Here is a 26,988-nt window from a genome sequence, read left to right as displayed (position 1 = left end):
GAGCCTCAATTTCTATTATTAGACAATATATAGAACAACAGAACACACCTGATTAGAAAATATCCATTTTCTAATCGGCACGCTTTATCCCCGCAGTAAACTGCGTGGTTTTAGCGTGCCTATTACTTGATAAATATCTAAAAAAAAACTTTATTACTTTTCCAATAACTCAGAAGCAGAATTCAAAGATTCAAGCCTTAGAATAACATCCGCTCTCTTTACACCTTCAATAAAATCAGCTCCATACCAGACAATCTCTTTATCTATGACTATAAAAGCATCAACCTTGTAATCCTTTCTAATCAAAGTAATACCAGAGCGATAGCAGAACATCTCAGGATTATCATCTATTACTTTTGTCATATTATGGCCACTAGGATTAAGCGAATTAGCTGTATTTCTTAATAAGTTTTGTGCGCCGCGAGCTGATCTTTGGATTTTCTCTGTTATAGCAACTTCACAGGAATGTCCTATCTTAGAGTTAGTTAAATACTCTGAAGATTGTGAGTCTATCTGATCTTTAGCTGATGCATTTTTATATAACTCATTTCTTGTTAATTCCGAGCTATAAGCTTGCTCATGGTTAGGAGTTATGGAATTGATGTCTTCAAAATCAATATTGTGTATTTTTAATAGTCTTTGAAGGTAATCAATATATGAATCTTTAGCTTTTATAGAGTGCTGCTGTCTGAGGAGAATTTCATCTTTTACGTCCATAAAATCTCCTCATACTTATTCTGTTTCAGATTTAAAACTAACTATATCTATTTATTGACTGTTTTAGAATTGTTGTAACATCTAATTTAACTAACTATACGCTGTACTTCAGGTTCGATACAAATATTACAGTTATAAGTAAAGACTTATCTCTTTTGGCATCTTCAAGATAACTCCTTCAGACCAGACATGCTACTATTAGATAAGCTACGATTATTTTTATTTGCTGCTATATAACAAAAAAATTGATAATTTGTTGTATTCAATGCATCAGGTAAGACTATAACGCTCTATATTGCAGGAGTGAACCTTTGTCTTCTCATCATAATTTATACCAACAAGAACAATATCCCCACCGTAATTCTCAAGACATTTAGGATACTTCTTATTTTTAATCTGCTTTATAGCTCCATCTGATGATTTATTCCATTTAAGTTCAACAATCATAGCAGGAAGAGCTGATAGTCTGTTAGGAATAAAGGCAATATCAGCCATGCCTCGACCAGAAGGCAGTTCCTCTAATTTTGAGTACTGATCAATACATGAGATATATGCCATCTTTACAACATATCTAAGGCTTTGCTCATTGTTATAGAAGTTTGGAGCATACTCCGAATCATGAACAGACTGGATTGCCTTTGCGACAGCATCAGCATTACAGTTTAATGAGTCCTGAAGCAACTGATCTGACTTTCTGACTAATTTAACTAAATTATGATGTTTTGCCTTACGAAGAATTGAATCAAATTCAGTTCGAACCTCTTCATTAGGAATCTTGGCAACACCTATGACAGTATCATCTTCATCGTCGTATGATGCAGAAACTTCCTCATAAGATAGATAGCCTAGATGTACAAGCAAAGAGATAACATCATCCTTACAGGAAAAGTTTTCAACATCATTCTTAAATGAATCTGTATTAACAACAATTTTTTCATCTGCTATGAGTCTAACGATATCAGACTGCAGACCATCAAGATCCATGTCAATATAAGTCATTAATGTCTCAGCAGCAGAAGTTTTCTTCCAGTATGAACTGAATTTACCAGACTGTAGTGCCTGCATTACAGAGTATGGATTGTAAACTGAATGTTCTGAACCTACAGTGTAACCGTCATACCATTTTTTCATTTTCTCAAATGACTGACCTTTATTCTGGCACTCTACTTTGACTTCAGAATCAGTAAATCCAACATATTCCGCAAAAGGACCTGGGTTTAACATGGTATATTCCCGGAAATCGGAGATTGCAGACTGAGAACCATCCTTCTTAATTGGAAGAATACCGGTCATGTATGCTGCTGCAACAGCCTTTGGAGTAAAGTTGTTATTCTTAAACCAGCCTCTTAAAAGATTCAGATATCTATCCTGAGCATTATCGTCTTCTTTTGCTTCTCTTATCATAGAATCCCATTCATCTATGATGAAAACAATCTGAGTACCAGTATTATTGACAAGTTCCAGAAGAACTTCATTGAGGTTATCAGACTTTCTTAGATCAGGATATAACACCAGGACTTCAGATAGTATTGCTCTATCTATTGTGAAAGGAATATCCCTTAGAGGAAGATTCTTCTTTTTTGCCTCAGAAATAAAACCGGATACATCTATACTGATTACGTGGTAATGGTTTAAATGAGTCTTATAATCGGGGTCTTTAGAAATATCATATTTAGAAAAGAGTTCGTGTGAATCACAGGATCTATCATAATAGGCACACAGCATTAAGGCAGCGTAAGACTTTCCAAAACGTCTAGGTCTGCTTATACAGATAAGATTATCAGAAGTACCTATCGCTCCATTGATAACGTTAATCAACCCAGTTTTATCAATATAGTCTTTTTTAGTTATTCTTAAAAAACCACTGTTACCAGGATTAAGATACATTCCCATTATTAAGATATTCCCTTTTCAATGTAATCTGTATTTAAGATTAACATATTATTCATAAAGACAAGAATATTACTTACTTCAAAAAAATAAATCTTCATTAGAAAATTACAGTAAGTAATAGTTATCAAATCAGATATTCTTCTGATTATTCTCAATATATGAATTAAATATATCCGTAATAAGCCTGTTTAAACTTACACCTTTTGCTTTTGCATAGTATGAAAGACGATGATGAATTAAAGGTGTGGTTCTTATATTAAAGCTTCCTCTGTAGGATTTCTGTGGTTTCTTACCAAATTCCGCACAGGTCTGTAAATAGTCGTCTACAGCTTCTTTAAAATTGCCCTCTAAATCACCTAAAGTTTCACCTTCATAAGAAATTAAATCATCGATAAAAAGAAATTTTCCGAATAAAACTTTATCCTTAAGATTGTATTCTATAGAGCCTATATAGTTTTTATATTTCAGAAGGTTGTCTTTTTCCATATTTAATTCTCCCCTCCAATTTTCTCTAAGATCATGTTTCCTAGATGAGGTTTATGAAACCGGATAATATAGAGTTCAAAATAAGACAACAATTATAATGTACACATCTAAAAATCTACTGAGCCACCTGAAACTCTATAAGATCTTCCATCCTACAGGATAGAGTTCTACTAAGTTTTAAAAGAGTAATGGCAGATGCGTTGTTGATATTTCGCTGTCGCTGTTCAAATAATTGAATCTGTCTTAAAGCAACTCCAGAATTACGTGCCAGTTCAGATTGTGAAAGATTGCAGTTTAATCTTTTATATTTAAGTCTTGTGAATGGATATTTCTCTTTAAAGATTTCATCCATTCTATCTGCAAACTGCATAATATCCATTTCATGGAAAACAGGATACATACTGATAATTTCAGAAAGAGGAACCGTCTTTAGTATCTCAATAAAGCTTCTTGAAGAATACCACTGATAAAAAGCCAACGCCCAGCCAGCCCAGTATTCAGGAGATTTATCAAGATACATTGCATCTTCTGTATCATCAAAATGAATATTAACCCTGGTTAAAACCTCACGGGCAAGCTCACAGCCATTCATTCCTGCAACATAGACAGGATTTCCCATAGCAAACTGAGAGGAAACATGAGATACCGCAAAAGCAGAACCAAAAACATCAGGTTCAATATTTAAAGACATAAGAGCAAAATCTACAGCGTGACCTAATATTTTCTGAGCATCAGAAAGATAAATATCATCGTAAGCGTGGATCATCATTTTTAATCTCCTCTCTCATGATATCTAACATATAAAGATCATTAATATTATCTGATGAACTTTTAGTTTTTCTGTATGCCTGTCTGGCTTCTGTATCTCTATTCTTTTTTCTTTCAAAATATACTGAAGATTCAACCGGATCTGCCCTTACAAAACTTATATGAGATAATGATTCTTTACTTTTAAAAACAATCTGCTCACCAAGTTTCCCAAGATGCATAGCTTCAGAAAGTTTTGAGACAGAAATTGTTCCTGCAACAAAATCCTGAGCAAAGGAGAAATAAGAATCATCAGCTCGATATCCGATTATTACGTCATAAGGGGCAGGATCAATATAGAAATGTTTTTGTAGGTAGTCTTTAGCCTGTTCAGAGATACTTCCATTCTGCCAGTAGGTTCGATACTTTGTAAGAATCGCCAGCCAGTTTAGGATGTTATATTCAGGAGCATTAAGATTTAAGATTTTGAGTTTATCAAGATCCGCTTCATATACATTTACAAATCCATCCTGATTTTTTGAACAGGCCCATTCTTTAGCAAGTTCAATATTCTCAGTTGTATAAAAGCCATATCCATAATCATTAGCTCTTTTAATACCATTAAAGATAGGTTGCGCAATGACATGATCTGAACCGTGATAAACCAGCATAAATATCTCCTTATACTTATAAGTATATCGCTTAAGAGATATATCAGCAAGAAATATTGCTATTAAAAATAATACACTATGATTACAGGGAAAAGATCTCTTCAACAACCTTTTATAAATATTAATTTAAAAACGTTTTGACTTACTGATTTATTAATGTCGATTGAAAATTTGACGTGTAAATTTGATTTTTGATTAAGGTAATTACAAGAAAAAATCCAAGTTAGAGAAGATAAGGATATCTAGTTTAACTAGTCTTTTATGAGGATTTTAAGGGCTATGAAAACAGCCCTTTAAGGAAAGTTAAAAGTTATTATTTAATAAAATAATACTCTAATAAAAATTAAATCAGAACACCATTCAGATGCTCAACCTCATGCTGAACAATCTGAGCAGTGAAACCAGAGAATTTCTTAACCTTCTTCTTCCAGTTGATATCAGAATACTCAACTTCAATCTTCTTATAACGGGTACACTTTCTGACACCGTCTAATGAAAGACAGCCTTCTTCAGTCTCGTATTCACCTTCTTTAGCTACAATAACAGGATTGTACATAACCACATAATCATCATGAACATTAACAATAATGATGTTTTTGTTAAAGCCAATCATGTTAGCTGCCATGCCAACACACTCATCAGCATGAGCTCTTAGAGTATCCACAAGATCGATTGCAATCTGATAATCCTTTTTTGTGGCAGTTTCTGATTTTAATGAAAGAAAAGCCTCATCTCTGACGATATCTCTTATCATAGGTTCTCTCTGTAGTATAAATAATCAGTTACAGAATATTATAAATTCTTAAGAATACTGTTGATTCTCTCCAGATCCTCAGGAGTATCAACACCTGTCTCAGGAGGATTATCAGTAACACCTACAACAATAGACATTCCATTCTGAAGTAATCTTAGCTGCTCTAATGACTCACACTTCTCTAAAGTAACCTGAGGCATCTTTGAGTAATTAAGCACAGTCTTTGCTCTATATGCATAGATACCGATATGATGGTAATGCTCAAACTCTAATGAAGAAATATCCTTATTTCTGAAATTCTCTCTCTCGTAAGGAATAGGGGCACGGCTAAAGTACATAGCCATATTATTTTTATCAAACACAACCTTTACACAGTTAGGATCGAAAACATCCTTAACATTATCAATCTTAAAACAGAGTGTAGACATGTCTGCATTGCTCTCTTCCAGCAGGTGAGCAACCTGTCTGATATGTTCCGGATTGATTAAAGGCTCGTCTCCCTGTACATTTACAATGATTGTATTCTCGTCAATATTGAGTTTTTCAATCATCTGAGCAAGTCTGTCTGTACCGCACTTACAGTCCTGAGAGGTCATGCAGACCTTAACTTTATCCATTCCTGCTAAAGCAGACTCAACACGCTCATCATCAATACAGGCAACAACCTCTTTTGCATCTGATTTTAAAGCCTGCATACAGACTCTTTTAATCATAGGAATACCGCCAACTAAAACCAGAGGCTTGCCTGGGAAACGGGTTGATGCATAACGGGCAGGAATTGCAACAATATAATTACTCATAATTATCTCTTTATTCTTTACTTGTCAGATCATAAAGCTTATCAGCAACAATCTGATAAAAACGTTCCGAAAGAACAGCTTCAACATTCAGAACATACAGGTTATCAAGTTTATATTTAGCGTATTTTACAGCATCTTTTGCTGTCATTACGATAGGATATTTCTTTGAATTATTTATAAGAATCTGTTTACTTACAACACCGTGATCACCAATGTCTATGGTAGAAACTATATTGTATCCGCAGGATTTAAGTGTATTGTAAAAACGAGTTGGATTGCCGATTCCGGCTAGAGCCACAACATTAGTGCCCTTCTGCAGATAATCATGATATCCCTGGTTTGAACAGAAGGATTCAATAGAAACAGCAGGTGATGGTACCAGATGCATTGACTGATAGTTTTTCCTAGGTTCAGCTGGATTTCCGTTGGTTACAACAATATCAGCAGAATTAAGTCGCCATTCACCTTCACGTAAAGGACCTGCTGGAAGAAGAAAACCGTTACCAAGCATTCTCTGAGCATCAATTACAATAATCTCAATATCACGCTCCAGAGCATAGTGCTGAAGGCCATCATCTGTAACAATGACATCTACTCCTAGCTTTTCGAGGTACTGAGCTCCCCTTTCTCGGTTTGGGTCGACAACTACCGTTGCTTTCTCTTTAACACTTAATTTGATTAGAAGAGGCTCATCACCAGTTTCTTCAACATTTGAGGCTGTTGTTACAACTAAAGGATATTCCTTTGATTTGCCTTTATATCCTCGAGAAAGCAGTCCAACCGTGTAGCCAAGGTCACTTAATCGCTGCAGCAGAGATATACAAAGAGGAGTCTTGCCGGTTCCGCCAACCGCAATGCCACCTACAACAATTACTATTGGCTTTACTCTTAAGGAGAATTTCCTGTGTGATTTATATCTTTCACGTCTAATCTTTGTAATCAGGGAAAAAACAGCAGATAAAGGCAGAAGAGGAAGGATAACAGGAGCATTTAATACTCCTAATTTTTTGTACCAGACTTTATCAAGAAATGACATTGTTTCTCTATCCTCTTAAAACGAACACCTCATTATAAGGAAACAGAGAAACATATACTACAATCAAACCTAAATTTTGTTATTTGTACAGACCTTTATTGGTATGAAGAGGGTCAGACATCATTCGATCAGAGATTAAAGTGCCATTCTGAATATGACCGACACCTATAAACATGTCATTGGTTCTAATCTGAACAGTATCCTTATAGCTGATGTCACAGTCTGTAAATTTACAATCTGAAAGATTATCCTGTCGCTGTCCCTGACATAGAAGAACAGCCATATCATAAGGAATATCGATTCTTGGAAGATAGTTCATTGCCTCATCAATAGGAATCAGCATTGCATCCATATCCTTAAAATCGGTGAAGTCTTCACGTGCATCCGCAAGCTTCTGCAGGGAATCTAAGGTATGCATCTCACCTTTTGGAAGCCCATCTACCTCGATTCTTCTTAACATGGTTACATGAGCGCCACATCCAAGTTCAGAGCCGATATCTGATACCAGAGTTCTGATATAGGTACCCTTTGAGCAGTAAACTTCAATTGTAAAAGAGTCTTCTGTTGTATCCAGAAGCTTAATATAGAAGACTGTTACCTCACGGCTTGGAACTTCAACACTCTTGCCTGCTCTTGCGTATTTGTACAATGGCTTTCCATCAACCTTAATCGCAGAATAGATTGGAGGAACCTGAGTAATATCGCCCACAAACTTTTTGATTGCCTCATCAAGTCTTGATAAAGCATCACCAATCTCATGCTCTTCTAAAACATTACCTTCAGCATCGCCTGAATCGGTAACTATGCCAAGCTTACCTGTAGCAATATACTTTTTTGAGCCTTCAAGAAAATAAGATGAGAACTTTGCAGCCTGACCTAAACAGACAGGTAATAAACCTGATGCCAGTGGATCAAGAGAACCTGTGTGCCCTGCCTTATTTGCTCTGAAGATACCGCGAACTTTAGTCAGAGCTAAAGCAGAACTGATTCCTGTTGGTTTATCTAAAAGGAATACACCGTCAATATCTCTTTTAGGAGCTCTTCTTGATTTATCTGGGATAATTCTGTCTTTGTTCATATGCTACTTAATCAAACAAATCTAATATAAATAAGGATGCGTGATTATATCACACTCTTCATTTCTTAAATCATAGTCGGAACCTTAAGAAACAAACGCAGAAAGAAAAAACTATAATACATTGAATTATAGAAAGAAACTTCTGCGTTTGGTGATATCAAACAATAAAAGTAACAGCATTTTTGTGCTAGAATTATTTAGTAAAAAAGCACAATAAATATAGAAATATAAAGCTTTCTTAAGAGATTAATCATGGTTGATATTTCCAGACTTCCAAGAGCAAAAAACAAGTTCGAAGACATTCGTAAAAAAAATCAGATTTACGTAGATCATACTGATCTGATTTACGAATTTGCTTATCTTGACGGTCCCAACTTTCTGTCAAGACCACGCAGATTTGGAAAGTCTCTGCTGGTGTCAACTCTTGAATCTCTGTTCTCTCATGGAACAGAATTCTTCAAAGGACTAAAAATAGAAAAACTCTGGGATGAAAAAGAAAAAGGAAAAATCTACAGAGTTATTCATCTAGATTTTTCTAACATGACTTATACCTCTACAGAGGAATTTGATAGAAAAATATATGATGAATTGAACAAAACTGCAAAGGCTCTTAATGTAACCCCCAGCGAAGTTTCGTCAAAATATATAGCTGAAAGTCTGTTCAAAGATATTATATTAAGTGCTCCCGGTGAGTTTGTATTACTAATTGACGAGTATGATTATCCTTTAACACATTCTTTAGATAACAAATCCTTATTTGAAGAATATCGAAATTATCTTCAGGGATTCTTTGGAGCAATAAAGGGGTTAACCGGTGATATGAGATTCGTTTTCATCACTGGTGTCGGCAGATTTGCCAAAACCTCTGTATTCTCACAGTTAAACAATTTAAGAGATTTAGGTCTTGAAAGTGATTTTGCTCCATTACTAGGCTATACCGATGATGATATGCATCAGTACTTTGATGAATATGTTGAGAATGCGGCAAATACACTTAATATCTCAAAAGAAGAGTGTTATTCACAAATTAAGGCTCATTATGATGGATACAGATTCCATGTGGATAATGCTGCTACTCTATACAATCCATGGTCAGTATTGAACTTTTTAACAACACCTAAAAACGGATTCAGAAATTTCTGGTACGAGACAGGTGGAGCATATCCAACACTAATAGCGTCATATATTAAAAATATACAGAAAACACCGCTTGAAACACTTTTAAAAACTAAGTGTGGTCCCAAAACATTAAATGAATTCTATGATTACTTTGATGCTACTCCTTTAAGTCTTCTCTATCAGACTGGATATTTAACCGTAAGATCTGAACCAAACGAAATGGGAGGACAAAGTCTGTTCCTTGTTCCGCCAAATTTAGAAGTACATTCATCACTGATTCAGCTTTACTACAGAAACGTTAGAAAGAACTCTCTGGATGACGACGTATTTTATGAGTTCGCATCTGCTCTGATTAATAATTTTGAGAAATCAGATTACAACTCTCTTATTAAAACATTTTCAGCAGCACTGAATACCTTTGGCTACGATGATAATGAAGCCTTCAAATCAGAGCACTACTGTAGAGATATTGTTTACTTCACATTAACTCTGTCTGGAATCAATGCTCAAAGAGAAGTTATCGAAGCGAATGGTAGAGCAGATTTAACTGTAGAGCTTACAGATAAAAGATACGTATTTGAGTTTAAACTCGCACAAGATTCTGCATCCGAAAACAGACTATTGGAAGAAGCGGTTTCCCAGATTAAAGATAGGCATTATGGCGAAATTCTTCCTCTAAAAAAACTTATAAGGATTGCTGTAGTCATCAGTGCCAAGAATAAAGCTGTCTCTCAATGGCAGATCATTGAGTAACCTTTTTTCATGCATATTTTCAGCTGAAAAATATATCCAGCTGAATATAATGCTGTCAAATGGTCTATAGCAGATCTGTATTTATTACGATAACAGAGCTGCCACAATCTCCGGTCTGGCATTAGCCTGAACCAGCATCTGAGTTGAGGCATTTGTCATAATATTGTTTTTAATATACCTTGAAGTTTCCTCAGCATAGTCACTATCACGAATCTGTGATCTTGAGAAACTCTGATTCTCATGAATAGTATCCTGATTTCTTACAGTTGAATCAAAACGATTAGAAATAGCACCTAACTCGGTACGTTTTGAATCAATATACTGAATATAATCGTCTATACCGGCAATAACCTTTTCCGCATTTTCTCTGCTGGAAATATCAAAAGACTGATTGTCTGAATCATATCCGCCATCATCAAGACCACCGATATAAGCATGCAGTGCCGACATTGAAAATGCAATATCAAGCTTAATATCAACTACACAGTTAGCTGCAGCACCTACATGAATTCTAAGATTGCCATCCTGATTTATAAGACCGTTATTTGTACCGTTTAAAATCTGAGCTCCGGAATAAGTTGTGTCATTGGCAATTCTGGTAATTTCCTTACAGATGTCATTAACTTCCTGCTGCATGGACTGACGATCAAGTTCAGTATAGGTTCCATTGGCACTTTGAGTTGCAAGAACACGAATTCTCTGCAGAATACTGATTTCCTCGCATAAAGCACCTTCAGCAGTATTTATCAGAGCCTGACCGTCATTGGTATTTTTATTGCCCTGCTTAAGACCGTTGATTTGAGAAGTCATACGGTTGCTTACCTGCAGATTGGCAGGATCATCGGCAGCAGAATTGATACGTAAACCAGAAGCTAATCTCTGGGTCACATTCTTATTAACTCGGTTAACCTGGTTTAAATCTCTCTGGGCATTTAGAGATGTGGTATTGGTCTGGATATATAGTGCCATGGCAATTCTCTCACTTATGTCAACATGAAAGAAACAAAAGCAATTTATATGCCAGAAGAAGATTTATACAATAATAAAATTTTCTTTATATTTTATAGAGTTAAATATAAAGAACAGGTAATAATACGGCAGATGGATAAAGAATATTTGAGCTAAAAGGCAAAAACACTACACTGACGGCAAACTATTGCCATCATAACAGACCAACACAAAACAGCTTTGATTAGGCAGCGCCTTCCAAAACCTTAAGCTTTTTTAAGACCTCTCCTGTAAAAGATAGGTACTCCTGAGAACCTAAAGAGGTTCTATCATATAAAAGTACAGGTACAGCTGCAGATGAAGACTCTGAAATACGAGGATTATAGGTAATCTTGGTTTTAAACAGAAGATCATTGAATGAACTTTCAAGTTCTGAGGAAATAGTTGAAGCCAGAGGCAGAAGCTTGTCATACATGGTTCTTAGAATTCCAAGTATGCTGCTGTGAGTTAAACCGTTCTCCTTTAACTCATGATATTTCTTTATAAGTCCCATCATTGAGTCAACAGAAAAAATATCACAGGAGACTGGAATAATAAGATAATCTGAGGCACAGATTGCTGTTATAGTAATCATATTGAGTGTAGCAGGAGTATCTACAATAATATAATCATATTTATTCTTAACCGGAGCTAAGGCATCTGCAAGAGCTTCATGGGCATTCAGTCTTTCTCTCAGGGCAGCGGGTATCGCTATAAGATCATCACTTGCTAATGACAGGTCAAATCCGCCTTTTGTGTAAGGAACAATACAGCTCTCAATAGGGACTCCATCTAGAACTGATGAGCTGATATTATTTTCCGAGTCAAAATACTCGTAACCTAAGGCTACACTTGCAGAACGCTGAGGATCAAAGTCAACAAGCAGGACTTTTTTGTTTACAGCCTTAAGACCACAGCAAAGATTAACAGCTGTAGAGGTTTTTGCAGTACCCCCCTTTGGATTGCAAAGTGTAATAATAACGCCCATAATCATCTCCTTACCTACCTATTGTATTAAAAAACAAGGAAATATTAAAAGCATATTGTGTATATATACTGCTATTTTGCGATTTAATTCCATTTTTTCACTGCATCATAATTAAACACAGCAGTATTTTTTTTAAACACCATAAATACAACTAACATTCTGAAATAAAAGATTATTTTCAGATTTTTAAAATAAAATACAATTAAGTGTAATTTTTTATTGTAATCCTGTGCGTTATATCTATAATTCAAATCCATTGACCAATTTATTTTTCTTCATTTTTCTAAAGGGATATGCACATGAAGAATTTTTCTAAGACTGTTGTAGGTTTGGCTTTCCTATCTGCAGCAACAGCTTCAAATGCAGGCTATGACGTCAATGTCTGGAACTGGAGTGATTATATCGGTGAAACCACAGTTGAAGACTTTGAAAAAGCAACAGGTCTTAAGACTAACTATGCCCTGTTTGACAGCAACGAAATGGTAGAGGCAAGACTTCTATCAGGTAAATCTGGTTTTGATGCTGTTATGATGACCAGCTACTATGTACCTCGTCTTGCTAAGGCAGGAGCTCTGCAGAAGATTGATAAGAGCAAGATTCCTAACTGGAAGAATCTTGATCCGGTACGTATGGAGGCTTTAGCCAAGATCGATCCAGACAATCAGGACGCATATCCATACACCGAGATTTCTGTTGGTATCGGCTACAACAAGCAGAAGATTGCAGAAATCTTTGGCAAGGATTTTAAGCTGGATTCATGGGATGTACTTTTCAAGCCAGAGAATTCAAAGAAGCTAAAGCAGTGCGGTATTGCAATTATTGATTCTCCTATTGAAGTTATCTCAACTGCTATGCACGTATTAGGTAAGAATCCAAATTCAGAGAATGCATCTGATTATGATGAGGCATTAAAGGTATTAACCTCTCTCGCCGCAAATGTCTCATATTTCCACTCATCAAGATACATTAATGATCTTGCTTCAGGTGAAATCTGTATGGCTGTAGGCTATTCAGGTGATGTACTTCAGGCAACTGAAAGAGCAAAGGCTAATAAACTTGATATTGAGTATGTAATTCCAAAGGAAGGCTCTGTATTCTGGTTTGACTGCTGGACAATCGCAGCTAATGCAGATCACTACGATGCTGCACACAAGTGGTTTAATTATCTTTTAGATCCTAAGGTTGCTACCACTGTTGCAAACGACATGCGTTATATGATGCCTGTAACCGATGCAATTGCAGGTTTAGATGATGTACTTAAGGCAAATCCTTCATTAAATATCCCAGAGGATAAGATGAAGACCATGTATTTCTTAACTCCAACCTCATCTAAGGTTACTAAGATTACCAACAAGGTTTGGAATTCAATGAAACTAAACTCAGGCAAGGCTGAAGAAAATAGCGGCGAAGGCTGGGATTAAGAATTAATTGAAATATCATTAAGATCATCTGATAAATACGCGGTTTATCCCAAAATTGGATAACCGCGTTTTTTCATGGCTTACTCAAAAAAATTTCAAAAGCATTTTTCAACGAGAAGAATAAATTCAATAAAAGCTCTTCTTACTGATTATTCTCTTCCTTTACTTTTTTAAGTTCAAATCTATATATTGCCTCAAGATTAAGCCAAAAATCAGTTCCAATTCCCAAAGCAGTTTCAAGTTTACCTGCGATCGGTTTATTTAATTCACATTTACCAGAAAGCAAAGCAGAAATGCATTTGTGAGAAATACCAGTTCGATTTGCTAATTCCTCTACTGTAATACCTCTATCTTTTAAGATTTCTCTTATAGTCTCACCAGGTGGAATAGCAGTATAACTTTGACTTTCTGAAATATTATTCATTTCATGTTCCTATTTTTATCAATGCAGAGATTAACTTTATCTTATTGATAATCAAATATATTATATGTTATATATTATCATTTTTATAAATATGATACATTGTATTTTCAAAATCTGATATATTGTATTTTCAAAATCTAATACATTGTATTCTCAGAATCTGATACATTGCTTTTTTAGAATCTGATACATTGCTTTTTTTTAGAATCTGATACATTGTATTTTTAAAATCTGATACATTGAATATTTAAAATTTGATACATATAGTTTTATAATCATTATAAACAAGAACTCTTTTACAAAAATTACAGGCTCCCAAACATCAAAAAAATAATAAAGGAAATTCTATGACTGATAGTTATAAAGCAAGGCTGATTGATGAAACTGTAAAAAAGTATCTAAAGATATTTGGTGCTATTTGCATAGAAGGACCTAAATGGTGTGGAAAGACATGGACATCCAGACACCATTGTAAAAGTGAAATCCTGTTAGGAAGTCCTGAAGGTAATTTTCAAAACAGAAAACTTGCCGAACTTTCCCCTTCAATCGTACTAGAAGGAGAAAACCCAAGACTAATCGACGAATGGCAGGATGTTCCTCCATTATGGGATGCAGTTCGTTACGAAGTAGATAAAAGAGCAGAACGTGGACAATACATACTTACAGGTTCTTCAACACCAAAATATAAAGGAGTTAGGCATAGCGGTGCAGGTCGTATTGCAAGACTAAGAATGCGTCCGATGACCCTATTTGAAGCAGGTTTTTCAACAGGAGAAATATCACTAAAAGACTTATGTGAAGGAAAAATCATTCCTAAAATGACTGGTGAAATAAATTTAAAAAGTCTTGCAGAATATATAGTCAGAGGTGGCTGGCCTGGTAATCAGGACACCAATATACAAGAGGCAGGTATAATACCGTCAGAATATGTAAAAGCGGTAATAGAAGATGACGTCCACAGAGTAGATGATACTCCCAAAAACAGACAAAAAGTTCTATTGCTACTAAGATCTCTTGCCAGAAATGAATGTACTACAGTATCTGTCAAAACTCTAAAAAATGACATAAAAGAAAAAGATGATGAAGATGTAGACACAAGAACCATTTCTGCATATCTTGATGTTTTAGAAAGATTATTTCTAATTGAAAATCAGGAGCCATTTAATTCTAACATTAGGTCATCCGTAAGAGTAAAACAGTCAGTAAAAAGACACTTTGTTGACCCATCTCTGGCATGTGCAATACTGCAACTCAATACAGAACGAATGATTGGTGATCTTAATACATTTGGATTCCTTTTCGAAAGTCTGGTTGAAAGGGATCTTCGTATTTATGCGGAGACATTTGGAGGAAAACTTTATCATTATCAGAATTACATCAATCAGGAAATTGATGCAGTCATTGAGCTTGAAGATGGAAACTGGTGTGCTTTTGAAATAAAGCTTGGAGCAAATCAGATAGATTCAGCAGCGCAGAACCTAATAAAAATACGAAATCAAATTGAAAAAGAAGGAGATGGTCGACCTCCAAAAGTTTTATGTGTAATCTGTGGACTTTCCAATGCAGCGTATCAGAGAGAAGATGGAGTATTCGTTGTTCCTCTGACCGCACTAAGGAACTGATTATCATATTAGCAGTTAACATTTTTAGATTTGCTACACGCGTGTAGCAAATTTAAAAACATGAAAATTGACCAAATGTTATATTTTTTTAGCATTCAACAATAACAATCACCCATATATTTACATTGGTATTCATTGCTGTTATTTCCAATTATCTAAAATACTAGATTTGCTACACGCGTGTAGCAAATTTAAAATACATGAAAATTATCTAATTTAATACCTTCTTTATAACAATAGATAAATAGTAATTTTTTAAAACTAGATTCTAGTCCGATAGATGGTGCGAAAAAAAAACTTTTAAACATTAGAAATCAGATTACAAGAGAAAAAAGGAAGGCGACATACCAAAATAATGTGTGTAATCTGTGGCCTATCTAATGCGGCTTATAAGAGAGAAGATGGAGTATTCGTTGTTCCACTGACTGCACTAAGGAACTGATTATCATATGTGCAGTTAACATTTTTAGATTTGCTACACGCGTGTAGCAAATCTTTATATGCAACTACAAAGTGGGCTTATTTTTTTGGAAGACTGTTCTGAGTGTAAATACTGATATTAAGAGTTTTAATATTCTCTCCAAGCTTCATAAGAAGATTATTCAGTTCCTCATTCTGAGCAATCTCATTTTTAGCATTCTCAATTTCCCTTACAAACCACATTCTTGCTAGCTCTTCAGGACATCCAGGAGGAATTCCCTTATATGACTCAAATTCAATTTCTACAGGATGATTTAAAACAAAAGAGAATCTGGTTCTAAGGTTATGATGAAAATCCGGAGCACTGGTCATAAGCTCAAAATCAGTTGAAATCTGAAGCTTCCAGTTATACTCATTATTCGGATCAATAATGCGTTTTGAATAGCATAATGCAGAGAATACAGGACCATCATTGTAGCCTGATTTTAAAATTGTCTGGAACCAAGGATCGGTCTGTTCAACCTTGTAATAAAAATCCTTAGGTTCTAATTTACGGCCTAAACGTCTGTTTTCAAACTGACGCTCTGCCTCGATAAGCTTTAGGGTTGACTCACGAACAATCTTAGGATTGCCGTCAATAAGACTATTATTCTCTGAAGCGTTCTGATTGGAATTATCTACAGCTTTTAAGTCACTTACACGGACTGCTTCAATACGAGAGTCTTCTTCTGCCTCGTCTTCATCTGCAACAGGAGTAAATGAAGCATCTGCTGGTATAGTGGATACTGTGTTATCAGAGTATTCTGAAAGCGCTAAAGAATCTGATAAAGCTTCAGTATTATCTGAAATATTTGTTGAGTAAGCTCCTGTCTGAACAGGCATTCCATTTTCAGATGCGGCATTAACATTCTGACCATAGATTCCATTTAATGATGAATCCAGAGCCTGCTGCAGTGCAGGAGGTAAGGCATCAGGTAAATTAGAGTTTTCTAATGACTGATTATTAGCTGCAGACTCTGAAGTGCCATTCTCAACCTCAGATAATACCAAGGCTAAAGATTCTAATTTTTCAGGAATGATCTCAGTAACTTCTTTGTTGTTTCCTTCAAAGAAACCAGCGACATAGGTAACAGCAGTTCCTTTCTTAATATCTGAAGCTATCGTCTCATCTGATTTTGCAGAAGGTAAAACTGTTTTTTCTTTTTCATCATTACCATCAGAAGACTGAAGATCCTTATCTGTATCCTCATCTATATTCTGAATGTAATGATCATCTTCATTCTCCAAAAGCTCATGCTTCTCCTGTACTGGAGTTTCAGGATTGATTACAGCTTCAATGTTAATAGAAGAATCTCTTAAAGACTGATTTAGTCTCTGTGCATCCTCTTTTAACTGAGTCTCAAGTTCCTTATCCTGTTCAAGCTGGGCTAAAGCCTCTTTCTGGGCCTGAGCAAATGCCTCATCAATACTTAGTTCCTCTGTTTGAGGAGTAAGCTCAAAAGGAACCTCTTCAGGAGGAGTTGCTGTATTATTTGAAGATTCTGCTGATACAATATTTCCGGACTCGTCAAAGGCAGGAAGCTTGGAAAGAGCTGACTTAAGCTCAGAGGATGAACTCTTTGTAGAGGTCAGATCAGCAACAATTGAGGAAATGCCTTCGATACTTCTTGTAACATTGCTTACTGAAGCCTGGTTATCTCCATCTGATGTAAGCTTGTTTACAGAATCTTTTAATTCATTCAGATACTTTTCAACATCTAAAACTATATCCAGCTTACTGTCGATAACACTCTGAGCATTTTTAAACTTCTGGTTAAATAAATCAGAGGTGCTTAGATTTTCCTTTTCAGGGACAATCTCTGAAGTTGGAACAGTAGGATTAAATATCTCATCAAGTTTCTTTGAGTAATGAGAATTATCTGTCTTTAAGGTTGTTACAGTACGTTTCTGCTGCTCTTCAAGAGCGCTGATAAGTAAAGACAGCTCACTTGAATTGTTATGAGATACATTCTTAATCTCAGAACCATCCATTGGAGAGTTAAAGACTGGACCGTTGTGCTTTGGAAGATCAAACGGATCAGAAAGAGGCTCACTAGAGGATGGAGCTTCAATTCCTGCAGAAGAATCGGCAACAGCTGATTCTGAAGATAAAGCTGGCGCCTCAGGGAATAAATCAGCCTGAGATTCAGAGGATACATCTTCTATTGAAGATACTGGTGTTGAAGATACTTCATCCTTTACAGCATCATCAGAAGGAATTGCTGCTGCTAAAGAAGTTTCAGGTACTTCTGATGACGAAGATGGCTTTTGAACATTTGATAAGTCATCAGCAGCTAAAGATTTAGAAACATTATCTGAAGACAGTAACTCTGCTGCTTCTTTAGATAATGCAAGATAATCTGCAGAAAGAAGTGATTCTGAGGTTAAAGACTGCAGTTCCTGATTTAAATACTCAAGAATCTCAGGACAGTCTTCACCTAGCCAATCTTTTTTTTTTCGGGAGTAAAAGCAAGCATGCGCAGAACAGTCATCTCAAATGCTGATGCACCGTCAGCTGCGACCTTGTACTCTTCTAGTCCCTGAAGACAGATCTGATAGTAAAGCTGAATGCCCTGTGCAGATAAATCCTTTGAATAGGTCTCAAGAATAGATAAAGGAGTAGTAAAGACATTTAAAGCATCCTTACCGCCTATCATCTGATATAAAGCCAGATCATGGAAAGTCTGTACGAGCTCGTCTAAAAGACTCTTGTAGTTTGGACAGATTGCTCTGATGGATGATAAAACGTCGGAGAGCTTTACCTGAGAGTTTATCTTTAAAAGCTCAAGCACCTGAGAGATAAATCCATCTCCTGCTGTACCCAGCATAGATAAGACAGTATCTCTTTTAATAGCACCATTACCTAAAGCCACAGCCTGATCACACAGGGACAAGGCATCACGCATACTGCCTTTTGCGGCTCTTGCAATAATCAGAGCTGCCTCAGGCTCACATGGGATTGATTCCTTATTGGCAATATACTCAATACGGGATGCAATCTGATCAATTGTCAGTGATTTAAGCTGAAACTGAAGACAGCGGGATAAAACCGTTGTAGGGATTTTCTGAGGATCAGTTGTTGCAAGGATAAACTTTACGTATGAAGGAGGCTCCTCAAGAGTCTTAAGCAGTGCATTAAAACTGCTTGTTGACAGCATGTGAACCTCATCGATGATGTATACCTTGAAACGGCCCTGCAGTGGAGGATACTGGGTATTCTCCAAAAGTGCCCTGGTATCATCTACCTTAGTCTGAGATGCAGCATCGATCTCTATGACATCTGGAAAATTACCCTCACTGATTGCACTGCATATTGAGCATAACTCGGAGTGCTCGTGAGGGTTGGAGGAAATGCCTTCTTCACATTCAAGGCATTTGGCGATAATTCTGGCAATAGTGGTTTTACCAATACCTCGGGTTCCAGTAAGCAGGTAAGCATGATGAATTCTCTGTGAATCTATGGAATTCTTAAGAGCATTTACAACATGCTCCTGACCTACAACATCATCAAATGTCTGTGGTCTGTATTTTCTTGCTAATGCCTGATACTGTCCTGATGTTTCTACTGCCATTTTTTCTTCTTAATGACCAGGGAAGCTGATTAAGCTGAATGAGTCAATACCGAAGGTATCCTTAATATGCTTAGCTCCGCCAAGGTCAAACAACTCAATAATAAAAGCGAATGACACAATGTTTGCGCCTGATTTTTCTACCAATTTTATCATAGCACCAGCAGTACCACCAGTTGCAAGTAAATCATCCAATAGTAGAACATTATCACCTTTCTTTAATGAGCCCTTGCAGATTTCAAGAGTATTCTTGCCATACTCTAGGTCATAATCCTGACTTATAGTCTCACGAGGCAGCTTGCCCTTCTTGCGGACAAGAACCAGACCACAGCCAATTTTATAAGCTAGAGCACAACCAAAGATAAATCCTCTGGCGTCCGCAGCAGCAATATAGTCAATTTTCTCGTCCTTGTATACTTCATATAAAAGATCGATTGTATCTTTTAATGCACGAGGATCCTCTAAAAGTGTAGTGATGTCACGAAATAGAATTCCTTCCTGAGGAAAATCCTTTACAGCAGCTACAGAATCCTTAAGATACTGAATGCGGTTTTGAAAATTGTCTATCTTAGATGTATCAATCATTGTTAGTCCTATTGTATGAGCTATAATGAAATTTGCCCAGCGGGATATTCTATCAAACTTTCATCCTAATTTTAAGTTTTTTGTCCAATGAACACAAAATATAAAGCGATTCTTTTTGACTTAGACGGCACTCTTTTAGATACAGCTCCAGATCTCATACAGGCCTGCAACTATACATTAAACAGGTTTGGCTACCCTTCTCTTGATGAAAAAATAATTAGAACAAAAGTAACCGCCGGAATGAGAGAAATGCTGAAGCTTGGTGTTCCAGAGGATAAATGGGATACCGCCAGGATTGATACAGATATGAGGAAGTGTTTTGCAGACTTCTACACCGAACATATCTGTGATAAGACAAAAGAGTTCTCCGGTATGGACAGTCTAATGGAAGAGCTACACAAAAACAGAATCATGACAGCTGTCATAACCAACAAGTACTATGACATGGCTAAAAAAGTGTTATCCAAGTTTAATTTTTCCAAAAATCTTGAGCTTATTCTCGGCTGTGACTCTCTGACACATTCAAAACCTCATCCAGAGCCTATTTTAAAGGCATTGGAGCTTTTAAACATTTCAGCCAAGGATGCCTTATATGTTGGAGATCATCTTAACGATATAAAAGCCTCTATTGCCGCAAAAACTGATTCTGTTGCCGTTTTATGGGGGTATGGACAGAATGAGTGTCCTGATATAGATACCTGGGGCGCAACATACAAAGCTGACAGTATTGAAGATTTAAAAAATATAATTTTTTGCTAAGATAGCCTTTATAAGAAAAAATATTACAAACATTCTGGTGTGCTAATGAAAAAATTACCACTTGCATTTGCCCTTTCAATAGCTTTAATTTCACAGGCTCATTCAGCCACTGTATTCAGTAAGGACGGAACTAGTCTTGATCTGTTTGGCCGAATAAACGCAATGTACCTCTCTGACAGTGCGGCACGTCATGTAAAGGGAATTAAAAACAAGGGCTCAGATGATAATACCCTGCAGACTACTGTTTATTCAGGAATAGCAGGACGCTCTCAGATATCTGACAATGTCTATGCAATCGGATACTCTGAATGGATTATGCCATCTGGCGCCAGCGGTACGGAAGATTTTATAACCAGAGCTCAGTATGTAGGCTTTGATGCACAGCAGTACGGAACCCTGACCTTTGGTCGAGGTGATAATGCATTCTATACTGTTGCAGGTGTAACTGATGTTTATCAGGAGTTAGACAGCAGAGTTAATGATCACTATGTTTTCGGTAATTATCAGCCTGGCCTTGTCATGTACTCTCTATCTGCCTTAGGCTGGGATCTTAGAATGTCATACCAGACTGCCGCAGATGATGTTAACAATTCAAATGTAAATATTCATAACGGTGCCGCATTCGCTGTTGCTACAAGACTTGCCAACGGTATCGGCATTGCCTACGGCATGAGCTATTATTATCTGCAGCCTGATAAAAATCAGATGATGGCAAAGGAATTCAGCCCACAGATACAGAAAATGTATCATCTTGGCAATACTGAAGCTGATTTAAATACAGCATACTCTCTGCGTCCTACCTATAAGATTGATAAGGGACTATCTATTACCTATGGAAACTTCGGTGAAGGACTTTATGCTGCCTTTAATGCAACCATTACCAAATACAATAAGTACACCAATCATTTATACAGCTATGAAGCAGTTTTAAACTATGCATTTGAAAATGGATTCTCATCAACCCTAGGCTATGGAATGAAAAGATTTGACGGAGCAAATATTATCTCTGATCTGACCTTTGGTCTTTACTATAGCTTCAATCCAAATTTCAAGGTATTTGCCGAGGCTTCATTTGATATTTCATCAAAACCGGACAGATTCTATTCAGACACACAGATTCGACGTATGGCACTTGATAAAAATAAAGGTCTTATCGGAGCTGAATACTCTTTTTAATATGATATGATAAACAAAAAACTTTAACTGGGAAAAACATATGTTAATCAAAAAGATCAAAGTTTCACTAATTGCACTTGCTGCTGTTTTTGGTACTCAGGCTTTCGCTGATACAGGATTTAAAGTTCCTGTTCACTTCAACGTTGAACTTGTCGACGGTATCAGTGATTACAGCGGATACAGCAGATTTAGCAGAATGATTGAACTTGGTTCAGGCAAACATCAGGTTGTAGTAAGCTTTAAGGATACCTTCAAGGAAGGCAATGATACTAAACTGGTTCAGTCTGTAAATCCGGTTGTTATCAATATTGAGAATCTGAAAAAAGATCAGGTTCTAACCTTCCAGTACAAGCTTCCATCAGGAATCTCTCAGGCAGAGCGTTTTGCCGAACAGATGAAGATTACCCTTACCGATGCTGACGGCAAGCCAGTTCCTCAGTCAGATGCAAGCTACTTCGTTCTGACCTCAGAGCGTGGTTTCACACTGATGAGAGACTATAAGGCAGAGCTTACCTCATTAGGAAGACTTTATGCTCCTACTGATGTACCTGATGCTCAGCGCGGTATTACCATGACAAGATACGGCACCCCAACCATCAAGGCCAGTGCAGATGGCTCTGTTTCAGGAGCACCTTCTCAGGGCTTAACCTTAGAGCCAATGAGCAGCAGCACTTCAGCCATGAGCACTTCAGCTGTAGGCGGTGGAGTTGTAAACTCAGCTACATATAACGAGCTTGTTAACATGTATAACAGTGCAGACGATGCTACCAAGCTTAAGTTCGTTAAATATGTAATGTCCCACTAATCAGTCCTAAGGCAGTGCAGATGCACTGCCATACTTTTCCTCATAATATGAATAAACTTCCTTTAAGCGTCATCATTCTTACCCATAATGAAGAAGACAATATCAGAGACTGCATAGAAAGTGCTCTGTTTGCAGATGAAATTCTGGTTCTAAACAACGACTCTCACGATAAAACGGTTGAAATTGCACAGTCCTTAGGTGCAAGGGTTATTGAAAGAGACCTTAATAATGACTTCTCTGCCCAGAGAAATTTTGGAATAGAAAACGCAAAGCATGACTGGATTTTTATGCTTGATGCGGATGAGCGCATCACTGAGGAGCTTGCTCACGACATAAAAATCTGTGTGGAGGTCAATAAGGATATCTGCTATCAGGTAAGCCGCGAGAATCATTTCATGCAGGGTAAGGTCCTGCACGGTGTATTAAGACCAGATAATGTAGAGAGACTCTTTAAAAAGGAAGGCTCCTTCTATGAGGGAATTATTCACGAAAGACTGCACTCACCTTATCCTAAGCAGAAACTTAAGGGTAGACTGATTCACTATCCATACAAGACCTGGGAAATCCATCTTGATAAAACCAACAGATACTCCACACTTCTTGCACAAAAGTATCATGACAAAGGTAAAACCTGTGGTTTTGCAAGTATAATGTTTAAGCCCCTATGGGCTTTTATTAAGATGTATATAATACATGGAGGCTTTTTGGACGGTAAACTTGGTTTTGAGTTCTGTGTTGCCCATTATTTTTATACCATGGAAAAATATTTAAAGCTTTACAGTCTGAATAAATATAAAGGACGTATCTGATGCTTATTTCGGTAATTGTGACAACCTATAACAGGCCTGATGCTCTGTCTCTTATTCTAAAGTCATTCAACTATCAGACTGACCGAAACTTTGAAGTGATAATCGCTGATGACGGTTCAGGAAAAGAGACACGTAAAATCATCAATCGCATGATTATAGATTCCAATTACCCTATCTCCTATGTATGGCAGGAGGATGCGGGCTTTAGAGCCGCAAAAATCAGAAACCAGGCAGCAGTGAAAGCAAAGGGCGAGTATCTGGTTTTCATGGATGGAGACTGTATTCCAAGACCAACATTCATAGAAAAACACAGAAAACTTGCTCAGAACAGCTACCTTGTTGCAGGAGACAGAATCCTGTTATCAGAGGAATATACAGACGAAGTTCTGAAGAAGGAAACTCTTGTCTGGAATAATTCATTACTGCAGTGGGTAAAGCTGTACCTTAACAGAAAAGCAAACAGAATTTACCCTCTGTTATCTCTTCCATGCATGACAATGCTTAGAGATTTAAATAAAAACTGGAAGAAGGTACGCAGCTGCAACCTTGGTATTTTTAAACAGGATTTAATTAAGGTTAACGGTTTTGACAATTCCTTCTCCGGCTGGGGATATGAGGATTCAGATCTTGCCATAAGACTTATTCATGCAGGAGTAAAAGTTAAATCAGGTCGATTTGCTACAGGAGTTCTGCACCTGTTTCATCCTGAGAATGACCGCTCTTTGGAGCAGGAGAACCTTGATAAACTAAATGAAGTTCTAAATAGCAATCGTATAAAGGCAATAAATGGAATAGAACAACTAAATATATAAAAAAGAGTTCTTCGGCTAAATTATAAAAATCTTTAATCAATCCTTTTAACTTTGTGAACTTTCTTTCGTTTTAGAAAATTCACATAAATTAAATACATAAAAACCTTTTGAATATCATTTTTTTAGCTGTCATTTGACTATAATCATAGTAGATTGTGGTATCAGAGTACCTAACTTACTGTTTATACAGAGGTTAAGTGAATGGTATTGTGTTACGTTAAGTTTTATTTTTTTAATTCTTAGTGTGAGATCATATGAACAATAAAAAAGCTCTTGGCGTTAAAGCCAAATTAGGTATGGCGTTTGCTGCAGTTATCCTTCTAACTCTGATCATCGCTATAGTTTCAATCACAAACGCAAATTCATCAAGAAATGTTGCCGGATTTGTAAAGGGAGTTATTGAGAACCATTACGCTCGAATCGTTAATGTTTCCCGTGCCGCAACTGCATTCCGTGATGATCTGGTTATGTACAACAACTCAGTATCGCTGTACACACCAGAATCAGCTGCTAAAACAGATGAGAAGGTTGCAGCCCTAAAGGATGCAATTGCAAATCTGACCGTGTTCAGACCATCAGATACAAAGGATGTTGAAGATATCAAATCCTCACTGAATAATGCCATTGACCTATGGAAGAACAAGATGGAGACCATGGTAGACAAAGGCTATTCTGTTGACGTAAGAAACTGCTACTCAACTGAAGTATTCCCTACTATCAACGGCGCAATTGAACTTGTTAACAAGCTGGTTGGTGTATATCTGGGTCGTGTAAACAATCACATTACCGAAATGACAGATCCTACCCCAATCTGGATTGTTTCAATTGTTACTCTGATTGCAGTTTCCCTATCACTGTTTATTGCAATTAAACTTCCACGTTCATTTGTTTCAATCCTGGATTACGCTGTAAATCAGGCATCTGTAATTTCTCGCGGTGATCTGTCACAGACCATCAATAACAAAGGTCACAACGATGAATTCGGTATGCTTTTAAACTCACTTGAGAAGATGAGAAAAGACTGGCAGAGCAACGTTATCATGATTAAAGACTCTGCAAGCAAGATTGAGAATGCTTTTGAGACCATTACTGATATGACCAACAGCATGAATCAGAAGTCTCAGGAATCTCAGTCACGTTCTCTGACTGTTGCCGCTGCTGCAGATGAGATGGTATCAACAACCGGTGATATTGCAAAGAACTGTGAATCAGCTGCTGCAAATTCCAACCAGTCTAATGATACAACTCGTGAAGGTGTTAACAAGGTTCAGCTTACCATTGAAGGTATTCAGAATCAGGTTCTTAAGTCCAAGCAGGATGCTGACAATGTTCAGGCTCTGGTTGATCAGGCTCAGAAGGTTGGCACCATCGTTCAGACCATTGATGATATCGCATCTCAGACCAATCTGCTGGCTCTGAATGCTGCAATTGAGGCAGCCCGTGCAGGTGAAGCCGGTAAGGGATTCGCTGTTGTAGCTGACGAAGTTCGTGCCCTGGCATCAAGAACCTCTTCATCTACTCAGGAAATCACCAAGATGGTTTCTCAGATTCAGGTTAATGCCAATACTGCCAATGAGTCTATGCAGTCATCTGTTAAGAACATGGATGAGCTTGCTGTTGAAACCTCAACTATTGAGGAGCTTCTGAACAACATCACCATGCAGGTAAGTCAGGTTAACGCTCAGATTACCCAGATTGCAACCGCAGCAGAAGAGCAGACCACTGCTACCGCTGAAATCTCTGGTAACATGCAGGATATTACTCATGCATCTCAGCAGCTGTCTGATGACTGTGCTATTGCTAAGGGTGAAGTTGACAAGTCAATCGTTCTGCTTCGTGAACTGGTTGATATTCTGGCCAGAATTAAGGTTTAATACTTAAAAGGTATTAACTGATAAGAGGACTTCGATATGTAAGTCCTCTTTTTGTTTTTACTGAATACTAATGGTCTCTCCTGAAAGAGAACGTAACAAGAAGAGCTAAACAACAAATATCAGATTATGTAATGACTCTTCTCAACAACCTCTTTAGATTCTTCATTAAATCTGTTATCCCCTGATTTAAAGATAATATGATTTCACATATGCACACGGTTATTCTCGTGTTTTTATCAAGTCGTAAATAGTTAATGAATTTTTTCTGTTACAACTCTTATATTTTTTACATGCAGAAACAAAAATCTCAAATGAAGGAAATTTGGTTCATCCGTGAATCTGTGGAAAGCCCTGATTTGAATATAATAAAATTCATCAGGGCTTTCTTCTATCCAATCGTCGGGATTGGAGTAAACTTTCCTCTGAATGCACTTCTTATTCTTAAAAAGAAATAATCTAAATCTCTGTACCCATAGGCTACACGCTTTAGAACCTTTATCTTGTTATTTATACCTTCCAGAACACTTGTCCTGATATGGTAGATGCCGGCATTGGTAATGCCGTCTCTGTAGTGGTCATTCTGACTCTTAGCAAATTTCATTATTTCCTCAACACCAGAGGACATTGCCAGCCTTACCCATTCA

26 protein-coding genes are annotated in these 26,988 nt (G+C 36.9%); 10 read left to right on the top strand and 16 right to left on the bottom strand.

Annotation, left to right across the window (positions count from 1 at the left end; translation table 11 throughout):
• Positions 1–153: 153 nt before the first annotated feature.
• The 9 genes from B5D46_RS09250 to truB all read right to left on the bottom strand — a co-directional run bounded on the left by B5D46_RS09250 (position 154) and on the right by truB (position 8,182).
• Positions 154–717, bottom strand: coding sequence for a phospholipase D-like domain-containing protein (locus B5D46_RS09250; RefSeq protein ID WP_078929217.1), 564 nt, complete (start codon positions 715–717; stop codon positions 154–156).
• A gap of 270 nt (positions 718–987) precedes the next feature.
• Positions 988–2,610 carry an AAA family ATPase gene (locus B5D46_RS09245; protein ID WP_078929216.1) on the bottom strand — a complete coding sequence of 541 codons (1,623 nt, stop codon included), beginning with the start codon at positions 2,608–2,610 and terminating at the stop codon, positions 988–990.
• Positions 2,611–2,739: 129 nt separating this feature from the next.
• The gene (locus B5D46_RS09240) at positions 2,740–3,096 is read right to left on the bottom strand and encodes a type II toxin-antitoxin system HicB family antitoxin (protein ID WP_078929215.1); all 357 of its coding nucleotides are present in this window, start codon (positions 3,094–3,096) and stop codon (positions 2,740–2,742) included.
• A 115-nt stretch (positions 3,097–3,211) separates the two neighbouring features.
• Positions 3,212–3,865, bottom strand: a complete 654-nt coding sequence (locus B5D46_RS09235) for a helix-turn-helix transcriptional regulator (protein WP_078929214.1) — start codon at positions 3,863–3,865, stop codon at positions 3,212–3,214.
• A complete protein-coding gene (locus B5D46_RS09230) occupies positions 3,843–4,514 on the bottom strand; it encodes a DUF3990 domain-containing protein (RefSeq protein WP_078929213.1) in 672 nt (223 codons plus the stop codon). The genes B5D46_RS09235 and B5D46_RS09230 overlap by 23 nt, the downstream gene beginning before the upstream one ends.
• Positions 4,515–4,857: 343 nt before the next feature.
• The gene (locus B5D46_RS09225) at positions 4,858–5,268 is read right to left on the bottom strand and encodes a peptide deformylase (RefSeq protein WP_078929212.1); all 411 of its coding nucleotides are present in this window, start codon (positions 5,266–5,268) and stop codon (positions 4,858–4,860) included.
• A 38-nt stretch (positions 5,269–5,306) separates the two neighbouring features.
• Positions 5,307–6,068: a 3-deoxy-manno-octulosonate cytidylyltransferase gene (gene kdsB, locus B5D46_RS09220; protein WP_078929211.1), complete on the bottom strand. Its 762-nt coding sequence runs from the start codon at positions 6,066–6,068 to the stop codon at positions 5,307–5,309.
• Positions 6,069–6,078: 10 nt separating this feature from the next.
• Positions 6,079–7,104, bottom strand: coding sequence for a tetraacyldisaccharide 4'-kinase (lpxK, locus tag B5D46_RS09215; protein WP_078929210.1), 1,026 nt, complete (start codon positions 7,102–7,104; stop codon positions 6,079–6,081).
• A 79-nt stretch (positions 7,105–7,183) separates the two neighbouring features.
• Complete coding sequence (gene truB / locus B5D46_RS09210) at positions 7,184–8,182, bottom strand: tRNA pseudouridine(55) synthase TruB (RefSeq protein ID WP_078929209.1); 999 nt, start codon at positions 8,180–8,182, stop codon at positions 7,184–7,186.
• A gap of 252 nt (positions 8,183–8,434) precedes the next feature.
• On the opposite strand from truB, the gene B5D46_RS09205 reads away from it, so the two are divergent.
• Positions 8,435–10,054, top strand: coding sequence for an AAA family ATPase (locus tag B5D46_RS09205; RefSeq protein WP_078929208.1), 1,620 nt, complete (start codon positions 8,435–8,437; stop codon positions 10,052–10,054).
• 84 nt (positions 10,055–10,138) lie between these two features.
• Here B5D46_RS09205 and B5D46_RS09200 read toward each other — a convergent pair whose 3' ends face one another.
• Positions 10,139–11,023 carry a flagellin N-terminal helical domain-containing protein gene (locus B5D46_RS09200; RefSeq protein ID WP_078929207.1) on the bottom strand — a complete coding sequence of 295 codons (885 nt, stop codon included), beginning with the start codon at positions 11,021–11,023 and terminating at the stop codon, positions 10,139–10,141.
• 223 nt (positions 11,024–11,246) lie between these two features.
• Positions 11,247–12,029, bottom strand: coding sequence for a ParA family protein (locus B5D46_RS09195; protein WP_159443078.1), 783 nt, complete (start codon positions 12,027–12,029; stop codon positions 11,247–11,249).
• A 299-nt stretch (positions 12,030–12,328) separates the two neighbouring features.
• Between B5D46_RS09195 and B5D46_RS09190 the strand changes: the two genes are divergently transcribed.
• Complete coding sequence (locus B5D46_RS09190; RefSeq protein WP_078929205.1) at positions 12,329–13,450, top strand: polyamine ABC transporter substrate-binding protein; 1,122 nt, start codon at positions 12,329–12,331, stop codon at positions 13,448–13,450.
• A gap of 142 nt (positions 13,451–13,592) precedes the next feature.
• Here the strand turns inward: B5D46_RS09190 and B5D46_RS09185 are convergent, their stop codons facing one another.
• Positions 13,593–13,874 (bottom strand): helix-turn-helix transcriptional regulator, encoded by a 282-nt coding sequence (locus B5D46_RS09185; protein ID WP_078929204.1) that lies wholly within the window; start codon positions 13,872–13,874, stop codon positions 13,593–13,595.
• A gap of 347 nt (positions 13,875–14,221) precedes the next feature.
• Between B5D46_RS09185 and B5D46_RS09180 the strand changes: the two genes are divergently transcribed.
• The gene (locus tag B5D46_RS09180; protein WP_078929203.1) at positions 14,222–15,496 is read left to right on the top strand and encodes an ATP-binding protein; all 1,275 of its coding nucleotides are present in this window, start codon (positions 14,222–14,224) and stop codon (positions 15,494–15,496) included.
• Between the two features lie 519 nt (positions 15,497–16,015).
• On the opposite strand, the gene B5D46_RS09175 is transcribed toward B5D46_RS09180, so the two are convergent.
• Positions 16,016–17,947, bottom strand: coding sequence for a hypothetical protein (locus tag B5D46_RS09175; protein WP_078929202.1), 1,932 nt, complete (start codon positions 17,945–17,947; stop codon positions 16,016–16,018).
• Positions 17,948–18,015: 68 nt separating this feature from the next.
• Between B5D46_RS09175 and B5D46_RS09170 the strand changes: the two genes are divergently transcribed.
• The gene (locus B5D46_RS09170) at positions 18,016–18,261 is read left to right on the top strand and encodes a hypothetical protein (protein WP_078929201.1); all 246 of its coding nucleotides are present in this window, start codon (positions 18,016–18,018) and stop codon (positions 18,259–18,261) included.
• Positions 18,262–18,393: 132 nt separating this feature from the next.
• On the opposite strand, the gene dnaX is transcribed toward B5D46_RS09170, so the two are convergent.
• Positions 18,394–19,527 (bottom strand): DNA polymerase III subunit gamma/tau, encoded by a 1,134-nt coding sequence (gene dnaX / locus B5D46_RS09165; protein WP_078929200.1) that lies wholly within the window; start codon positions 19,525–19,527, stop codon positions 18,394–18,396.
• Positions 19,528–19,536: 9 nt separating this feature from the next.
• Complete coding sequence (locus B5D46_RS09160) at positions 19,537–20,109, bottom strand: adenine phosphoribosyltransferase (protein ID WP_078929199.1); 573 nt, start codon at positions 20,107–20,109, stop codon at positions 19,537–19,539.
• 87 nt (positions 20,110–20,196) lie between these two features.
• On the opposite strand from B5D46_RS09160, the gene B5D46_RS09155 reads away from it, so the two are divergent.
• The 6 genes from B5D46_RS09155 (at position 20,197) to B5D46_RS09130 (ending at position 26,344) form a co-directional block, all read left to right on the top strand.
• On the top strand, positions 20,197–20,868 hold the full coding sequence (locus B5D46_RS09155) for an HAD family hydrolase (RefSeq protein WP_078929198.1): 672 nt from the start codon (positions 20,197–20,199) through the stop codon (positions 20,866–20,868).
• A gap of 45 nt (positions 20,869–20,913) precedes the next feature.
• Complete coding sequence (locus B5D46_RS09150) at positions 20,914–22,044, top strand: porin (protein ID WP_078929197.1); 1,131 nt, start codon at positions 20,914–20,916, stop codon at positions 22,042–22,044.
• A 40-nt stretch (positions 22,045–22,084) separates the two neighbouring features.
• Positions 22,085–22,849: a DUF2057 family protein gene (locus B5D46_RS09145; RefSeq protein WP_078929196.1), complete on the top strand. Its 765-nt coding sequence runs from the start codon at positions 22,085–22,087 to the stop codon at positions 22,847–22,849.
• Between the two features lie 20 nt (positions 22,850–22,869).
• A complete protein-coding gene (locus B5D46_RS09140) occupies positions 22,870–23,658 on the top strand; it encodes a glycosyltransferase family 2 protein (RefSeq protein WP_200805042.1) in 789 nt (262 codons plus the stop codon).
• Positions 23,658–24,470: a glycosyltransferase family 2 protein gene (locus B5D46_RS09135; protein WP_078929195.1), complete on the top strand. Its 813-nt coding sequence runs from the start codon at positions 23,658–23,660 to the stop codon at positions 24,468–24,470. Before B5D46_RS09140 ends, B5D46_RS09135 begins: the two co-directional genes overlap by 1 nt.
• Positions 24,471–24,724: 254 nt before the next feature.
• The gene (locus tag B5D46_RS09130) at positions 24,725–26,344 is read left to right on the top strand and encodes a methyl-accepting chemotaxis protein (protein ID WP_078929194.1); all 1,620 of its coding nucleotides are present in this window, start codon (positions 24,725–24,727) and stop codon (positions 26,342–26,344) included.
• Between the two features lie 388 nt (positions 26,345–26,732).
• On the opposite strand, the gene B5D46_RS09125 is transcribed toward B5D46_RS09130, so the two are convergent.
• A partial coding sequence (locus B5D46_RS09125; RefSeq protein WP_143675649.1) for a transposase occupies positions 26,733–26,988 on the bottom strand: 256 nt, incomplete at its 5' end.

Origin of the sequence: Succinivibrio dextrinosolvens DSM 3072, from assembly GCF_900167015.1 — a bacterium.
GTDB lineage: Bacteria > Pseudomonadota > Gammaproteobacteria > Enterobacterales > Succinivibrionaceae > Succinivibrio > Succinivibrio dextrinosolvens.
The sequence above is the reverse complement of the archived record's forward strand: the minus strand, read 5'-3'. Positions and strand labels throughout refer to the sequence as shown.

What these genes read in the sequence shown, in the direction of transcription:
- B5D46_RS09250 (WP_078929217.1), bottom strand. Translation starts at nt 717, where the DNA reads ATGGACGTAAAAGATGAAATTCTCCTCAGACAGCAGCACTCTATAAAA.
- B5D46_RS09245 (WP_078929216.1), bottom strand. Translation starts at nt 2,610, where the DNA reads ATGGGAATGTATCTTAATCCTGGTAACAGTGGTTTTTTAAGAATAACT.
- B5D46_RS09240 (WP_078929215.1), bottom strand. Translation starts at nt 3,096, where the DNA reads ATGGAAAAAGACAACCTTCTGAAATATAAAAACTATATAGGCTCTATA.
- B5D46_RS09235 (WP_078929214.1), bottom strand. Translation starts at nt 3,865, where the DNA reads ATGATGATCCACGCTTACGATGATATTTATCTTTCTGATGCTCAGAAA.
- B5D46_RS09230 (WP_078929213.1), bottom strand. Translation starts at nt 4,514, where the DNA reads ATGCTGGTTTATCACGGTTCAGATCATGTCATTGCGCAACCTATCTTT.
- B5D46_RS09225 (WP_078929212.1), bottom strand. Translation starts at nt 5,268, where the DNA reads ATGATAAGAGATATCGTCAGAGATGAGGCTTTTCTTTCATTAAAATCA.
- kdsB (WP_078929211.1), bottom strand. Translation starts at nt 6,068, where the DNA reads ATGAGTAATTATATTGTTGCAATTCCTGCCCGTTATGCATCAACCCGT.
- lpxK (WP_078929210.1), bottom strand. Translation starts at nt 7,104, where the DNA reads ATGTCATTTCTTGATAAAGTCTGGTACAAAAAATTAGGAGTATTAAAT.
- truB (WP_078929209.1), bottom strand. Translation starts at nt 8,182, where the DNA reads ATGAACAAAGACAGAATTATCCCAGATAAATCAAGAAGAGCTCCTAAA.
- B5D46_RS09205 (WP_078929208.1), top strand. Translation starts at nt 8,435, where the DNA reads ATGGTTGATATTTCCAGACTTCCAAGAGCAAAAAACAAGTTCGAAGAC.
- B5D46_RS09200 (WP_078929207.1), bottom strand. Translation starts at nt 11,023, where the DNA reads ATGGCACTATATATCCAGACCAATACCACATCTCTAAATGCCCAGAGA.
- B5D46_RS09195 (WP_159443078.1), bottom strand. Translation starts at nt 12,029, where the DNA reads ATGGGCGTTATTATTACACTTTGCAATCCAAAGGGGGGTACTGCAAAA.
- B5D46_RS09190 (WP_078929205.1), top strand. Translation starts at nt 12,329, where the DNA reads ATGAAGAATTTTTCTAAGACTGTTGTAGGTTTGGCTTTCCTATCTGCA.
- B5D46_RS09185 (WP_078929204.1), bottom strand. Translation starts at nt 13,874, where the DNA reads ATGAATAATATTTCAGAAAGTCAAAGTTATACTGCTATTCCACCTGGT.
- B5D46_RS09180 (WP_078929203.1), top strand. Translation starts at nt 14,222, where the DNA reads ATGACTGATAGTTATAAAGCAAGGCTGATTGATGAAACTGTAAAAAAG.
- B5D46_RS09175 (WP_078929202.1), bottom strand. Translation starts at nt 17,947, where the DNA reads ATGGATGGTTCTGAGATTAAGAATGTATCTCATAACAATTCAAGTGAG.
- B5D46_RS09170 (WP_078929201.1), top strand. Translation starts at nt 18,016, where the DNA reads ATGGAGCTTCAATTCCTGCAGAAGAATCGGCAACAGCTGATTCTGAAG.
- dnaX (WP_078929200.1), bottom strand. Translation starts at nt 19,527, where the DNA reads ATGGCAGTAGAAACATCAGGACAGTATCAGGCATTAGCAAGAAAATAC.
- B5D46_RS09160 (WP_078929199.1), bottom strand. Translation starts at nt 20,109, where the DNA reads ATGATTGATACATCTAAGATAGACAATTTTCAAAACCGCATTCAGTAT.
- B5D46_RS09155 (WP_078929198.1), top strand. Translation starts at nt 20,197, where the DNA reads ATGAACACAAAATATAAAGCGATTCTTTTTGACTTAGACGGCACTCTT.
- B5D46_RS09150 (WP_078929197.1), top strand. Translation starts at nt 20,914, where the DNA reads ATGAAAAAATTACCACTTGCATTTGCCCTTTCAATAGCTTTAATTTCA.
- B5D46_RS09145 (WP_078929196.1), top strand. Translation starts at nt 22,085, where the DNA reads ATGTTAATCAAAAAGATCAAAGTTTCACTAATTGCACTTGCTGCTGTT.
- B5D46_RS09140 (WP_200805042.1), top strand. Translation starts at nt 22,870, where the DNA reads ATGCACTGCCATACTTTTCCTCATAATATGAATAAACTTCCTTTAAGC.
- B5D46_RS09135 (WP_078929195.1), top strand. Translation starts at nt 23,658, where the DNA reads ATGCTTATTTCGGTAATTGTGACAACCTATAACAGGCCTGATGCTCTG.
- B5D46_RS09130 (WP_078929194.1), top strand. Translation starts at nt 24,725, where the DNA reads ATGAACAATAAAAAAGCTCTTGGCGTTAAAGCCAAATTAGGTATGGCG.